The organism is Methylobacterium amylolyticum, assembly GCF_030700245.1.
Taxonomy (GTDB): domain Bacteria; phylum Pseudomonadota; class Alphaproteobacteria; order Rhizobiales; family Beijerinckiaceae; genus Methylobacterium.
The window spans coordinates 36,463-50,816 of record NZ_JAUYZI010000036.1; the positions used below are offsets into that span (position 1 = coordinate 36,463).

The 14,354-nt window shown below is 73.0% G+C and carries 13 protein-coding genes; all 13 read left to right on the forward strand.

The window, feature by feature from the left end; genetic code table 11:
• The first annotated feature begins 18 nt into the window (after window positions 1–18).
• The 13 genes from bchF to puhE are packed head-to-tail and all read left to right on the forward strand — an operon-like array spanning window position 19 to window position 14,270.
• Window positions 19–522 carry a 2-vinyl bacteriochlorophyllide hydratase gene (gene bchF, locus Q8W71_RS22565; RefSeq protein ID WP_305527655.1) on the forward strand — a complete coding sequence of 168 codons (504 nt, stop codon included), beginning with the start codon at window positions 19–21 and terminating at the stop codon, window positions 520–522.
• Window positions 519–1,796 (forward strand): ferredoxin:protochlorophyllide reductase (ATP-dependent) subunit N, encoded by a 1,278-nt coding sequence (locus Q8W71_RS22570; protein ID WP_305527656.1) that lies wholly within the window; start codon window positions 519–521, stop codon window positions 1,794–1,796. Before bchF ends, Q8W71_RS22570 begins: the two co-directional genes overlap by 4 nt.
• A 2-nt stretch (window positions 1,797–1,798) precedes the next feature.
• Window positions 1,799–3,379, forward strand: a complete 1,581-nt coding sequence (gene bchB, locus Q8W71_RS22575) for a ferredoxin:protochlorophyllide reductase (ATP-dependent) subunit B (RefSeq protein WP_305527657.1) — start codon at window positions 1,799–1,801, stop codon at window positions 3,377–3,379.
• The gene (locus Q8W71_RS22580) at window positions 3,354–7,055 is read left to right on the forward strand and encodes a magnesium chelatase subunit H (protein WP_305527658.1); all 3,702 of its coding nucleotides are present in this window, start codon (window positions 3,354–3,356) and stop codon (window positions 7,053–7,055) included. Before bchB ends, Q8W71_RS22580 begins: the two co-directional genes overlap by 26 nt.
• The gene (gene bchL, locus Q8W71_RS22585; RefSeq protein WP_305527659.1) at window positions 7,052–7,945 is read left to right on the forward strand and encodes a ferredoxin:protochlorophyllide reductase (ATP-dependent) iron-sulfur ATP-binding protein; all 894 of its coding nucleotides are present in this window, start codon (window positions 7,052–7,054) and stop codon (window positions 7,943–7,945) included. The genes Q8W71_RS22580 and bchL overlap by 4 nt, the downstream gene beginning before the upstream one ends.
• Window positions 7,945–8,685 carry a magnesium protoporphyrin IX methyltransferase gene (gene bchM / locus Q8W71_RS22590; RefSeq protein ID WP_305527660.1) on the forward strand — a complete coding sequence of 247 codons (741 nt, stop codon included), beginning with the start codon at window positions 7,945–7,947 and terminating at the stop codon, window positions 8,683–8,685. The genes bchL and bchM overlap by 1 nt, the downstream gene beginning before the upstream one ends.
• Entirely contained in the window at window positions 8,682–10,091 is a 1,410-nt protein-coding gene (locus tag Q8W71_RS22595) for a BCD family MFS transporter (protein ID WP_305527661.1), read from the forward strand. Before bchM ends, Q8W71_RS22595 begins: the two co-directional genes overlap by 4 nt.
• A 17-nt stretch (window positions 10,092–10,108) precedes the next feature.
• The gene (gene puhA / locus Q8W71_RS22600; RefSeq protein WP_305527662.1) at window positions 10,109–10,888 is read left to right on the forward strand and encodes a photosynthetic reaction center subunit H; all 780 of its coding nucleotides are present in this window, start codon (window positions 10,109–10,111) and stop codon (window positions 10,886–10,888) included.
• A complete protein-coding gene (gene puhB / locus Q8W71_RS22605) occupies window positions 10,885–11,538 on the forward strand; it encodes a photosynthetic complex putative assembly protein PuhB (RefSeq protein WP_305527663.1) in 654 nt (217 codons plus the stop codon). Before puhA ends, puhB begins: the two co-directional genes overlap by 4 nt.
• A gap of 9 nt (window positions 11,539–11,547) precedes the next feature.
• Window positions 11,548–12,099 carry a photosynthetic complex assembly protein PuhC gene (gene puhC, locus Q8W71_RS22610; RefSeq protein WP_305527664.1) on the forward strand — a complete coding sequence of 184 codons (552 nt, stop codon included), beginning with the start codon at window positions 11,548–11,550 and terminating at the stop codon, window positions 12,097–12,099.
• Complete coding sequence (locus Q8W71_RS22615; protein ID WP_305527665.1) at window positions 12,099–12,395, forward strand: hypothetical protein; 297 nt, start codon at window positions 12,099–12,101, stop codon at window positions 12,393–12,395. Before puhC ends, Q8W71_RS22615 begins: the two co-directional genes overlap by 1 nt.
• Window positions 12,392–13,480 (forward strand): magnesium-protoporphyrin IX monomethyl ester (oxidative) cyclase, encoded by a 1,089-nt coding sequence (gene acsF / locus Q8W71_RS22620; protein ID WP_305527666.1) that lies wholly within the window; start codon window positions 12,392–12,394, stop codon window positions 13,478–13,480. Before Q8W71_RS22615 ends, acsF begins: the two co-directional genes overlap by 4 nt.
• 1 nt (window position 13,481) lies before the next feature.
• Window positions 13,482–14,270 carry a putative photosynthetic complex assembly protein PuhE gene (gene puhE / locus Q8W71_RS22625; RefSeq protein WP_305527667.1) on the forward strand — a complete coding sequence of 263 codons (789 nt, stop codon included), beginning with the start codon at window positions 13,482–13,484 and terminating at the stop codon, window positions 14,268–14,270.
• Window positions 14,271–14,354 lie beyond the last annotated feature (84 nt).

Consider the following 14,354-nt stretch of genomic DNA (forward strand, 5'->3'; position numbering starts at 1 on the left):
GGGAAAGGGGGCGGAGGCATGGCACGCGAGGGACGGCCGGCATCACCGCTCTACACGAACGCCGAGCGTCGGCGGCGCGACGCCTCGCCGTGGACGCTGGTGCAGGGCGTGTTGGCGCCGCTGCAATTCGCGATCTTCCTCGTGAGTCTCGCCCTGGTGCTGCGGACGCTGGCGACCGGCGAGGGCGCGGCCGCCGCGCAGGCCTCCGTCGTGGTCAAGACGCTGGCGCTCTACGCGATCATGGTCACCGGCTCGATCTGGGAGAAGGCGGTGTTCGGCCGCTGGCTGTTCGCGCCGGCCTTCTTCTGGGAGGACGTGGTCAGCATGCTCGTGCTGGCGCTCCACACCGCCTATCTCGTCGCCCTGGCGACCGGGCTGCTGGACGAGCGGGCGCTGCTGCTCCTCGCGCTCGCGGCCTACGCGACCTACGTCGTCAATGCCGGGCAGTTCCTGCTCAAGCTACGGGCCGCGCGCCTCCAGGGCCCCCGGGCCGGGGCGGCGCTGGCGGGAGCGCACCCGTGAACGCCCCCGTCCTCCCCCCCGCCGGCGGCTGCGGCGGCATCGACCTGCGCCAGGAGGACGGGCAGCGGGCGGTGTTCTGCGGCCTGACCGGCATCGTCTGGCTGCACCGCAAGATCCGGGACGCGTTCTTCCTCGTGGTCGGCTCGCGCACCTGCGCGCACCTGATCCAGTCGGCCGCCGGCGTCATGATCTTCGCCGAGCCGCGCTTCGCCACGGCGATCATCGACGAGCGCGATCTCGCCGGCCTCGCCGACGCCAACGACGAGCTCGACCGGGTGGTGTCGCGGCTGATCGAGCGGCGCCCCGACATCAAGCTCCTGTTCCTCGTCGGCTCCTGCCCCTCGGAGGTGATCAAGCTCGACCTGTCGCGGGCCGCGCAGCGCCTCTCGGCGCGGATGGCCCCGGTGCGGGTGCTGAACTACTCGGGCTCCGGCATCGAGACGACGTTCACGCAGGGCGAGGATGCCTGCCTCGCCGCCCTGGTGCCGGACCTGCCGCGGGAGGCGCCCGACGCCGCGCCGTCGCTCCTCGTGGTCGGCTCGCTCGCCGACGTGGTCGAGGACCAGTTCCGGCGGACCTTCGCCGCGATGGGCATCGCCGACCTGCGCTTCCTGCCGGCCCGCCGGGCGGGGGAGATGCCGGCGGTGGGCCGCGGCACCCGCTACCTCCTCGCCCAGCCGTTCCTGGCCGACACCGCCCGGGCGCTCGACGGGCTGGGTGCCCGCCGGCTCTGCGCCCCGTTCCCCCTCGGCGCCGAGGGCACGACCGGCTGGCTGCGCGCCGCGGCGGAGGCGTTCGGCGTCTCCGAGGAGACGTTCGCGACGGCGACGGCCTCCGGCCGCGCCCGCGCCGAGACCGCGCTGGCCGCATACCGCGACAAGCTCGGCGGGCGACGGGTGTTCTTCTTCCCCGATTCGCAGCTCGAAGTGCCGCTCGCCCGCTTCCTTGCCCGCGAGCTCGGGGCGGAGCTCGTCGAGGTCGGCACGCCCTACCTGCACCGGGCGCATCTGGCCGCCGAGATCGAGCTGCTGCCGGACGGCACCCGCGTCACCGAGGGCCAGAGCCTCGACGACCAGATGGACCGTTGCCGCGCGGCCCGGCCCGACCTGACGGTCTGCGGCCTCGGCCTCGCCAACCCGCTGGAGGCGGAGGGGCTCGCGACCAAGTGGTCGATCGAGCTGCTGTTCACCCCCGTCCAGGGCTACGAGCAGGCCGGCGACCTCGCCGAACTGTTCGCCCGGCCGCTGCGCCGCCGCGCCCTGCTGGAGGTGTAGCGATGCAGCTCACGCTCTGGACCTACGAGGGGCCGCCGCATATCGGCGCCATGCGGATCGCCACCGCGATGCGCGGCCTGCACTACGTGCTGCACGCGCCCCAGGGCGACACCTACGCCGACCTGCTGTTCACGATGATCGAGCGCCGCGACCGGCGCCCGCCCGTGACCTACACCACCTTCCGCGCCCAGGATCTCGGCCGCGACACCGCCGAGCTGTTCAAGACCGCGGTGGCCGAGGCGCATGCCCGCTTCGCCCCCCAGGCGATGATCGTCGGCGCCTCCTGCACCGCCGAGCTGATCCAGGACGATCCCGGCGGCCTCGCCCGGGCGCTCGACCTGCCGATCCCGGTGGTCCCGCTGGAGCTGCCCGCCTACCAGAAGAAGGAGAACTGGGGGGCCGCCGAGACCTTCTACAGACTGGTCCGCGCGCTGGCGGGCCCGGCGGTGAGCCGACCGGTGCGCGAGCCCGGCCGGCGCCCGCTCTGCAACGTCCTCGGGCCGACCGCCCTGGGCTTCCGCCACCGCGACGACCTCGTCGAGGTCCGGGCGCTGCTCGACCGGCTCGGCGTGGACGTGAACGTCGTCGCCCCCCTCGACGCGACGCCCGCCGACCTCGCCCGACTCGGCGCGGCCGACTTCAACGTCGTGCTCTACCCGGAGACGGCGCGGAGCGCGGCCGACTATCTGAAGAAGCACCACGGGCAGCCCTTCACCCGCGAGGTGCCGATCGGCGTCGGCGGCACCCGCCGCTTCGTCGAGGAGGTGGCCGCACTCGCCGGTCTCGACGCCGGACCGGTGCTCGACGGCGCCGGCTCCCGCCTGCCCTGGTACAGCCGCTCCGTCGACTCGACCTACCTCACGGCCAAGCGCGTCTTCGTGTTCGGCGACGCCACCCACGCGATCGGCCTCGCCCGGGTGGCGGCCCGGGAACTCGGCTTCACGGTGGTCGGGCTCGGGACCTACAGCCGCGAGTTCGCCCGCGAGGTCCGGGCGGAGGCCGCCGAGCACGGGGTCGAGGCCCTGATCACCGACGATTACCTCGATGTGGAGGCGGCGATCCGCGCCGCGGCGCCGGAACTGGTGCTCGGCACGCAGATGGAGCGCCACGTCGCTAAGCGGCTCGGGCTGCCCTGCGCGGTGATCTCGGCCCCGGTCCACGTCCAGGATTTCCCGGCGCGCCATTCCCCGCAGATGGGCTTCGCGGGCGCCGACGTGCTGTTCGACACCCTGGTCCACCCGCTGATGATGGGCCTCGAAGAACACCTCCTCGGCATGTTCCGGGAGGACCCCGAATTCCACGACGGCGTCGCGCCCTCGCACCTCGGCGGCCGGCCGGCGGCGACGCCCGAGGCCGTCGGACGGGCGCCCGTCGAAACCCCTGAGGCCTCTGCGCCCGCCTCCCCTGGCCCCGCCGGCGCGGACGCGATCTGGGCGCCCGACGCCGAGAAGGAGCTGAAAAAAATCCCGTTCTTCGTGCGCGGCAAGGCGCGCAGCAACACGGAAAAGTTCGCCCGCGAGCGGCGGCTGCCGCTCATCACCCTCGAGACCCTGTACGATGCCAAAGCGCATTTCGGCCGCTAGGCCCGAACTCCGCGTCGTCGTCGTCACGCTCGACAATCACTTGGCGAGCGCGGTGGAGCGGGCGCGCCTGCGGCTCCGGGCCGAGATGCCGGGCCTCCAGCTCGGCTTCCACGCCGCCGCCGAGTGGGAGACCGACCCCGCCGCTCTCGACGCCTGCCGGGCCGACATCGCCCGGGCCGACATCGTGCTGAGCGCGATGCTGTTCATGGACGAGCACGTCCGCGCGATCCTGCCGGCGCTCCAGGCGCGGCGGCCGCACTGCGACGCGATGGTCGGCTGCCTGTCGGCCGCCGAGGTCGTGCGCACGACCAAGCTCAACCGCTTCGACATGAGCGGGACGAAGCGCAGCGCGCTCGACTTCCTCAAGCGGCTGCGCGGCAAGCCGGGGGCGGAGGGCAACGCCGCCCGGCAGATGGCGCTGGTGCGCAAGCTGCCGAAGATCCTGCGCTTCATCCCGGGCTCTGCACAGGACGTGCGCGCCTACTTCCTGACGCTGCAATACTGGCTCGCCGGCTCGGACGAGAACGTCGCCGCGCTGGTGCGCTTCCTCGTGCAGCGCTACGCGGCCGGCGAGCGGGCGGGGTGGCGCGAGGGCGCGCCGGCGCCGGCGCCGCTGCACTACCCCGAGACCGGCCTCTACCACCCGCGCCTGCCCGGCCGGATCGGCGAGGACGCGTCGCGGATCCCGCGGCAGCGGGGGGCGAAGGGGCGCGTCGGCCTGCTGCTGATGCGCAGCTACGTGCTCGCCGGCAACACCGCCCACTACGACGGGGTGATCGCCGCCCTGGAGGCGCGCGGGCTCGACGTGGTGCCGGCCTTCGCCGCGGGCCTCGACAACCGGCCCGCGGTCGACGCCTTCTTCACCCGGGACGGGCGCGCGACGATCGACGCCCTCGTCTCGCTCACCGGCTTCTCGCTCGTCGGCGGTCCCGCCTACAACGACGCCGCGGCGGCCGAGACGGCGCTCGCCCGGCTCGACGTGCCCTACCTCGCCGCCCAGGCGCTGGAGTTCCAGACGATCGAGCAGTGGGAGGCGGGCGACCGCGGCCTGTCGCCGGTCGAGGCGACGATGATGGTCGCCATCCCCGAACTCGACGGCGCGGTGGCTCCGATGGTGTTCGGCGGTCGCTCCTCGGCCTCGGGCGCCGACAACGCCCGGGACATGCGCGTCCACCCGGAGCGGGCGGAGCGCCTCGCCGAGCGCGTCGCGCGCCTCGTGGCCCTGCGGCGCAGGGAGAAGGCCGAGCGCAGGCTCGCGGTGGTGCTGTTCAACTTCCCGCCGAATGCGGGCGCCACCGGCACCGCCGCCTTCCTCGCCGTCTACGCCTCGCTGCTGAACGTGCTGCGCGGCCTGAAGGCCGACGGCTACACGGTCGACGTGCCGGAGAGCGTCGACGCGCTGCGCGAAAGAATCCTCGGCGGCAACGCCGCGCGGCTCGGCACCCCGGCCAACGTCCACGCCCGCATCCCGGCCGAGGACCACGTCCGCCGCGAGCCGCATCTGGCCGAGATCGAGGCGCAGTGGGGCCCGGCGCCGGGCCGCCACCAGAGCAACGGCGCCGAGATCCTCGTCCTCGGGGCGCAGTTCGGCAACGTGTTCGTCGGGGTGCAGCCGGCCTTCGGCTACGAGGGCGACCCGATGCGGCTGCTGTTCGAGCGCGGCTTCGCGCCGACCCACGCCTTCAGCGCCTTCTACCGCTACCTGCGCGAGGACTTTGCCGCCGACGCGGTGCTGCATTTCGGCACGCACGGGGCGCTGGAATTCATGCCGGGCAAGCAGACCGGCCTGTCGGCGGCCTGCTGGCCGGAGCGGCTGATCGGCGCGACGCCCAACGTCTACCTCTACGCCGCCAACAACCCGTCCGAGGGCACGCTCGCCAAGCGCCGCTCGGCCGCCACGCTGGTGAGCTACCTGACCCCGAGCCTCGCGGCCGCCGGCCTCTACCGCGGGCTGATCGACCTCAAGAGTTCGCTGGACCGCTGGCGCGCGCTGGACGGCGCGGCCGGCGAGCGCGCGGACCTCGCCCGGCTGATCCAGAGCCAGGCCGCCGCCGTCGACCTCGCGCCGGCCGAGCCGGACTGGGACGGCGACCTCGGCGCCCGCGTCACCGCCCTGTGGGAGGCGGTGGTCGAGCTGGAGCAGACGCTGATCCCGCACGGCCTGCACGTGGTCGGCGCAGGCATACCGGCCGAGGAGCGGATCGACCTGCTCGCGGCGCTCGCCGACGCCTCGCACGGGCTGAAGCCGGACCGCGCGGGCCTCATGGCCCTGGTGGCGGGGGAGGGGGTCGAGGTGGCGCTCCGCGCCTCCGGCCTGCCAGCGAGCGAGCCCGTCCGCGCCGCCTTCGCGAGCCTCGCCGAGACCGACCGGCTGCTCGCCCGGGACCACGAGGTGGCGGGGCTGCTGCGGGCACTCGACGGCCGGTTCGTACCCCCGGTCGCCGGCGGCGACCTGCTGCGCAACCCGTCCGTGCTGCCGACCGGCCGCAACCTGCACGGCTTCGACCCCTACCGGCTGCCCTCCGCCTTCGCGGTCGCCGACGGCGCCCGGCAGGTGACCCGCGTGCTGGAGCGGCACGCGGCGGAAGGCCGGCCGCTGCCGGAGAGCGTGGCGATCGTCCTGTGGGGCACCGACAACCTCAAGAGCGAGGGCGGCCCGATCGCCCAGGCGCTGGCGCTGATCGGCGCCGTGCCGCGCTTCGACGGCTACGGCCGGCTGTGCGGGCCGGAACTGATCCCGCTGGAGCGGCTCGGGCGCCCGCGCATCGACGCGGTCGTCACTCTCTCCGGCATCTTCCGCGATCTGCTGCCGCTCCAGACGAAGCTGCTGGCGGAGGCGAGCTTCCTCGCCGCCACCGCCGACGAGCCGGTCGAGCGGAACTTCGTGCGCAAGCACGCGCTGGCGATCCAGGCCGAGCAGGGCTGCGACCTGGAGACCGCGGCGCTCCGCGTGTTCTCCAACGCGGAAGGCGCCTACGGGGCGAACGTCAACCACCTCGTCGAGTCCGGCGGCTGGGACGACGCGGACGAGCTGTGCGAGGCTTTCTCGCGCCGCAAGAGCTTCGCATACGGCCGCACGGGCCGGCCGGCGCCGCAGCGCGCGCTGATGAAGTCGGTGCTCGCCTCCGTCGATCTCGCCTACCAGAACCTCGACTCGGTCGAGGTCGGGGTCACCAGCGTCGACCACTACTTCGACGGGCTCGGCGGCATGGGCCGCGCGGTGGCCCGCGCCAAGGGCGCGGCGGTGCCGATCTACATCAGCGACCAGACCCGCGGGGAGGGTCGGGTGCGCACCCTGCCGGAGCAGGTGGCGCTGGAGACCCGCACCCGCATGCTGAACCCCAAATGGTACGAGGGCCTGCTCGGCCACGGCTACGAGGGCGTGCGCCAGATCGAGGCGCAACTGACCAACACGGTGGGCTGGTCGGCCACCGCGGGCGCCGTGCAACCCTGGATCTACGAGCGCATCACCGAGACCTTCGTCCTCGACCCCGCCATGCGCGAGCGCATGGCGTCCCTGAACCCCACCGCCTCGGCCAAGGTGGCGAGCCGCCTAATCGAGGCGCATCGCCGCGGCTTCTGGACCCCCGACGCGCAGACGCGCGACGCCCTCGATCGGGCGGAGGAGGAGCTGGAGGACCGGCTGGAAGGCGTCACCCCGGGAGTGGCCGCATGAACATCGCCATCCGCAACCCCGTCGTCGCGCGGAAGGAGGAGGGCAGCCTGCAGGTCGCCCTCGACCCGGACGTGCGGATCGAGACCGCGAAGGTGTTCGCCGTCTACGGCAAGGGCGGCATCGGCAAGTCGACCACGAGCTCGAACCTGTCGGTGGCGTTCTCGCGGCTCGGCAAGCGGGTGCTCCAGATCGGCTGCGACCCCAAGCACGATTCGACCTTCACGCTGACGAAGCGGCTGGCGCCCACCGTCATCGACGCCCTCGAATCGGTGAACTTCCACTCCGAGGAGCTGCGCGTCGAGGATTTCGTCGTCGAGGGCTACAATGGCGTGATGTGCGTCGAGGCCGGCGGGCCGCCGGCCGGCACCGGCTGCGGCGGCTACGTGGTCGGCCAGACGGTGAAGCTCCTCAAGGAGCACCATCTCCTCGAAGACACCGACGTGGTGGTGTTCGACGTGCTGGGCGACGTGGTCTGCGGCGGCTTCGCCTCGCCCCTCCAGCACGCCGACCGGGCGCTGATCGTCACCGCCAACGACTTCGACTCGATCTTCGCGATGAACCGCATCGTCGCGGCGATCCACGCCAAGTCGAAGAACTACGGCGTGCGGCTCGGCGGCGTCATTGCCAACCGCTCGGCAAAGACCGACGAGATCGACCGGTTCAACGAAGCGGTCGGCCTGCGCCGTCTCGCCCACTTCCCCGACCTCGACGTGGTGCGCCGCTCGCGCCTCAAGAAGTCGACCCTGTTCGAGATGGACGATTCGCCCGAGCTGCGCGCCGTGCAGGACGAGTACATGCGGCTCGCCGAGGGGCTCTGGGCCGGCGCCGAGCCCTGCGAGGCCGTGCCGATGAAGGACCGCGACCTGTTCGAGTTCCTGGGGTTCGACTGATGGCAACCGCGCCCTACGAAGCCCGCCGGGGCGAGCTGACCACCTACTTCGACCGCACCGCGGTCGAGGCCTGGGCGCGGCTGACCTCCGACGCGCCGGTGAGCCGGGTGCGCGCCACGGTGCGCGCCGGCCGCGACGCGATGCGGGCGAATCTGCTGTCGTGGCTGCCGGACGACCTGACCGGCGCCCGCCTGCTCGACGCCGGCTGCGGCACCGGCGCGCTCGCCGTCGAGGCGGCCCGGCGCGGCGCGGAGGTGGTCGCGGTCGACGTCTCGCCGACCCTGGTCGGGCTCGCCCGGGAGCGGCTGCCCGCCTCGATCGGCGCCGGCCGCATCGCGTTCCACGTCGGCGACATGCTCGATCCGGGGCTCGGCCGCTTCGACCACGTGGTGGCGATGGATTCGCTGATCCACTACCGCGCCGCCGACATCGTCCGGGCGCTGAGTATCCTTGCCGAGCGCACCGACGGCTCGGTGCTCTTCACGGTCGCGCCGCGCACCGCCCTGCTGACGGTGATGCACGCCGCCGGCAAGCTGTTTCCCCGCGGCGACCGCTCGCCGGCGATCGTGCCGGTGACGGAAGGCGGCCTCCGTCGGCGGATCCTGCGCGAGCCGGGGCTGTCCGGCTTCTCGGTGATGCGCAGCCGGCGGATCGACAGCGGATTCTACCTCTCGAACGCGATCGAACTCGCGCGCGTCGTCCCTCCCCCCTCCGCGGTTCCCGCCGGGGGCCTGAGATGAGCGTCGCCCCGTCCAGGAGGATCACCGGCGCCCTGATGCGCCTCACCCCCGCGATCCTGCCCTTCGCGGACGCGGCGACCGCGGAGCTGCCGATGGGCCGGCTGCTGCGGCTCGCCTTGTTCCAGGTCACGGTCGGCATGGCCGCGGTGCTGCTGATCGGCACGCTCAACCGGGTGATGATTGTCGAACTCGGCGTGCCGGCCTGGATCGTGGCGGTGATGCTCGCCCTGCCGCTGGTCTTCGCCCCCTTGCGGGCGCTGGTGGGGTTCCGCTCGGACACGCACCGCTCGGTGCTCGGCTGGCGGCGGGTCCCCTACATCTGGTTCGGCACGCTGCTCCAGTTCGGGGGGCTCGCGATCATGCCCTTCGCCCTGCTGATCCTGTCGGGCGACACGACCGGCCCGCTCTGGGTCGGCGACGCGGCCGCGGCGCTCGCCTTCCTGCTGGTCGGGGCGGGGCTCCACACCACGCAGACGGTGGGCTTGGCGCTCGCCACCGACCTCGCCCCCGCCCACGCCCGGCCGAAGGTGGTGGCGCTGCTCTGCGTCGCGCTGCTCGTCGGCATGATGGCGAGCGCGCTGCTGTTCGGCCTGTTCCTGGCGAACTTCTCGGCCCTGCGCCTGATCCAGGTGATCCAGGGTGCGGCGCTCGCCACGATCGTCCTCAACGGTCTCGCCCTATGGAAGCAGGAGCCGCGCGATCCGGGCCGGACCCGAGATGCGCCGCGGGCGAGCTTCGCCGAATCGTGGCGGGGCTACGCGGGGCGCGGACACGCCCGGCGGCGGCTCGTGGCGATCGGGCTCGGCACAGCGGGCTTCTCGATGCAGGACATCCTGCTGGAGCCCTACGGCGGGCAGATCCTGCATCTGCCGGTCGGCGCCACCACCGCGCTCACCGCCCTGCTCGCGGCCGGCGGCGGCCTCGGCCTGGTGATCGCCGCGCGCTGGCTCGGCCGCGGCGGCGACCCGTTCCGGGTGGCCGGGGTCGGGGTCGGGGTCGGCATCCTCGCCTTCTCCGCCGTGGTCTTCGCCGCGCCCCTCGCCTCAGCCCACCTGTTCGCGGTCGGCGTCGGGCTGATCGGGCTCGGCGGCGGCCTGTTCGCCCACGGGACCCTCACCGCCTCGATGGACCGGGCCGGGCCGGAGGACACGGGCCTCGCGCTCGGGGCCTGGGGCGCCGTCCAGGCCACCGCCGCGGGCCTCGCGATCGCCGCGAGCGGCGTCGTGCGCGACGTCGGCGAGGCGGTCGCCCGGACCGGCGTCCTCGGGGCGGGGATGGACGAGCCGGCGATCGGCTACCTCATCGTCTACCACGTCGAGATCGCCCTGCTGTTCGCGGCCCTCGTCGCCCTCGGACCGCTGGTCCGGGAGGACAGGGGCCGCGTCCTCATCGAACGCACTGCCTGAGATCGGGGAGGAACGTCATGCCCACGGGTGCCATCACCGGATACGTCGACGTCGCGCAGCTCGTGCTCTACGCGTTCTTCCTGTTCTTCGCCGGCCTGGTGTTCTACCTGCGCCGCGAGGACCGGCGGGAAGGCTACCCGCTGGAGGACGAGGCGGTCGGCCTGCGCCACACGCCGGCCCCGTTCCTGGTCCCCTCGGCCAAGGCCTTCCGCCTCGCCGGCGGCGAGGTGACCTACGCGCCCCAGGCGATGAAGGGCCGCGACGACATCGAGACCGGCATCCCGGCGCGCAAGCTCGAGCCCTGGCCCGGTGCCCCCTACCAGCGTACCGAGACCTCGCTCGCCGCCGGCGTCGGCCCCGGCTCCTGGGTCGATCGCCACGACGTGCATGACCGGACCTGGGACGAGCAGATCCGCCTCGTGCCGCTGCGGGTCGCCAAGAACTTCGTCGTGCACGAGCTGGGGCCGAACCCGATCGGCATGACGGTGTTCGGCAGCGACGACGCGGTCGCGGGCGTCGTCACCGACCTGTGGGTGGACCGGGGCGAGTCGCTGGTGCGCTACTACGAGGTCGAGCTGCCGGCGGGCGGGCGGCGGCTGATGCCGGCCACCTTCTGCCGCACCGGCCGCTTCACCAAGACCGTGAAGTCGGAGGCGCTGCTGGCCGCCCAGTTCGCCGACATACCGGGCACCCGCGACCCCGACAGCGTCACCTTCCTGGAGGAGGAGCGGATCGTCTCCTACTTCGGCGCCGGCACCCTCTACGCCACCCCGGCCCGCGCGGAGCCGCTGCTGTGAGCGGCGACTTCCTCCCCGAGGGCACCCTGCGCGGGCTGCCCGGGCCGCTGCCGCGGGGCGAGCGGATCCTCTGGCAGGGGGCGCCGACCACCGCCGGCCTGCTGGTCCGGGTGTTCCACGCCCGGCTCGTGGTGCTGTGGTTCGCCGCCTGCGCGCTGGCGGTGGCGTCCACCGCCGGCTCGGTTCAGCGGGCGCTGATGCTCGCCGGGCCGACGGTGCTGGTCGGCGCGGCCGCCGTGGCGCTGCTGTGGCTGCTCGCGTATCTGACCCACCGCAGCACGGTCTACACGATCACCGATCGCCGGGTGGTGCTCCAGGTCGGCATCGCCCTGCCGGTGACCCACAACCTGCCCTTCGCGCAGATCGAGAACGCGGGGTTCCGCGCCTTCACCGACGGCAGCGGCGACCTGCCTCTGCGGTTGCAGCCCGGCCTGCGTGTCGCCTACCTCCAGCTCTGGCCCCATGCCAGGCCCTGGCGCCTGTCGCGGACCGAGCCCATGCTGCGTTCCGTGCCGGAAGCGGATACCGTGGCGCGGCTGCTGGCGCGGGCGCTCGAAGCCCACGCCGACGGGGCGATGGCGCCGGTGGTCGTGGCGCGGGCGCGCCCGGCGGGCGAGGAGAATCCGGGCCGCCTCATGGCCGCGGAGTAGGGAGGGACGATGGCCGGGCCAGCGCAGATCCGCCGCGAGACCGGGCCGGTGCCGGCGCTGACGATCATCGGCGCCGGGGCGGTCGTCGGCTTCGCGATGCTGGCGGTGGCGGTCGGGCGCGGCGAGGGCATCGGCCTGACCCAGCTCCCCCCGGCCAAGCCGGTGGTGCGGCTCGACTTCCGCGCCGAGGACCAGGCCGATGGGTCGATCGCGCTGCGCAACGCCGCGGGCGGGCGGGTCATCGCCTGGATCCGCCCCGGCGAGGACGGGTTCCTGCGCGGCACCCTGCGGGGCCTGGCACAGGCCCGCCAGCGCGACGGTCTCGGGCCGCAGGCGCCCTTCAGCCTGACCCGCTACGACGACGGCCGCCTCCAGCTCTCCGACGAGGCCACCGGCCGGCGCGTGCCCCTGGAGGCCTTCGGCCCCACCAATGCCGGCGCCTTCGCCCGTCTCCTGGCGCCGTGCCAGCCGCAGGCCGGCGGGGCGCCGACCCCCTGCCTCGCCGCGCTCCCGCACGCCGATCAGGCCGCGGCGGCCGGGCCGGCGACGGAGACGCGCTGATGGGCTGGCCCGGATCGCGCACCGTCACCGTGCCGTGCACGGTCGAGATCGAGCAGACGCCCGAGAGCCTGCACGCGCACGTGACCCTCGACGCGGATTTCGAGATCGAGCCCGGCGACGCGGTGCAGGTGCACGACGCGCCGACCACCGTGCCCTACGGCGAGCGCCTCGTCGTGCGCCGCACCGCCACCGTCACCCGCGCCGGCGTGCTGGAGCGGCTCTGGACCAAGCTGACCGCCCACCTCGAACTGACCGAGCTCTACGAGGTGAGCTTTTCCGAGCGGAGGAAGCTGTGAACGCCACCGTCCAGCCCCCGACCGGCATCCCCGTACCGAGGACGCCCGTCAACGAATCGACCCGGGCCGCGCAGGAGACCACCTTCCTGTCGCCGCGCTTCTACACCACCGATTTCGACGAGCTGGACCGCACCGACGTGGAGCCGGTGCGGCGCGACTGGGACCTGCTCATCGCCGAGCTGCGCGCCGACCCGAACAAGCGCCACTTCGTGCGCAACGCCGAGTTCGACTGCGACCTGTCGGGACTCGATCCGGAGCTGCGCAAGGAGTTCCTGGACTTCCTCGTCTCCTCGATCACGGCGGAGTTCTCGGGCTGCGTGCTCTACGCCGAGATGCGCAAGCGCGCCAAGAACAAGGACATCAAGGAGCTGTTCGGCTTCATGAGCCGCGACGAGGCCCGCCACGCCGGCTTCATCAACGACACCCTCAAGGATTTCGGCATCGGCGTCGATCTCGGCTTCCTGACCAAGACCAAGAAGTACACCTTCTTCAAGCCAAAGTTCATCTTCTACGCGACGTACCTGTCCGAGAAGATCGGCTACGCCCGCTACATCACCATCTTCCGGGAACTCGAAAAGCACCCCGAGAGGCGCATCCACCCGATCTTCAAGTGGTTCGAGAAGTGGTGCAACGACGAGTTCCGCCACGGCGAGGCGTTCGCGCTCCTGATGCGCGCCAACCCGCGCCTGACGAGCGGCGTGAACCGCTACTGGATCCGCTTCTTCCTGCTCGCGGTGTTCGCGACGATGTACGTGCGCGACCACCATCGCCCGGCCTTCCACGCGGCGCTCGGGGTCGACCCGACCGACTACGACTTCAAGGTCTTCCGGATCACCTCCGACATCTCGAAGCAGACCTTCCCGCTGGAGCTCGACATCGACAACCCCCGGTTCAAGGCGGGCCTCGACCGGCTGCTCGCCTGCTCGCGCGGGATCGCCGACGCGAAGGCCCGGGGCGGGATCCTCGGCCGGGTCGCCCAGGCCGGCCACGCGCTCGCCGGGGCGGTGACCTTCGTCCGGCTCTACGCGCTGCCGGTGAAGCCGAACGCCCTGCCCGCCGACATCCGCCTGCAACCGGTCTGGTAGGATGACGACCTACGCCGGACCCGCCCTCTACGCGGTGCTGCTCTGGTGGTTCTCCACCGGGGTGATCCTGATGCTGGACCACGCCCCGCGCCGCACGCACCCGTGGAGCATGGCGGCGGCGACGCTGGCGCTCGCCGCGGCCCTGTGGGCGATCCGGACCAGCGCCGGGGACGCGAGCGCGACCGGCGCCTACACCGCCTTCACCGCCGCCCTCGTCGTGTGGGGCTGGCAGGAGATGAGCTACTACATGGGCTTCCTGTCCGGCCCGCGGCCGGTGGCCTGCCCGCCCGCCACCCGCGGCCTCGACCGGTTCTTCGCCGCGCTGGCCACCAGCCTGTGGCACGAGTTCGCCATCGTGATCGGCGGGCTCGCGATCCTCGTGCTCGTGTGGGGCAACCCGAACAAGTTCGCCCTGTGGACCTACGGGACGCTGGTGGTGATGAACCTCTCGGCCCGGCTCAATCTGTTCCTCGGGGTGCGCAACCTGCACGCCGAGTTCCTGCCGGACCATCTCGGCTACCTCGCCTGCTACCTGACGCGGAAGCCGATGAACGTGCTGTTCCCGGTCTCCGTGACCCTCGGCACGGCCGCGGCGGTGCTGCTCGGGCGGGCGGCGCTCGCCGAGGCGGCCCCGGAGCACGAGCTGGTCGGCTTCGCGGTGCTGACGACGCTGACGGCGCTCGCGGTGCTGGAGCACTGGTTCCTGATGCTGCCGCTGCCCTCCGCCGCCCTGTGGCGGTGGAGCCTGCCGGGGCGGGACATCGACGGCGCGGCCCGGCCGCGCGACTGAGCACCTCGCGCCCGGGGCCTTCTTCCCGGACGCGTGCGCGCACCCATCTGGAATTCGTCCAAGGCGAATTCCGGATCACCGAAG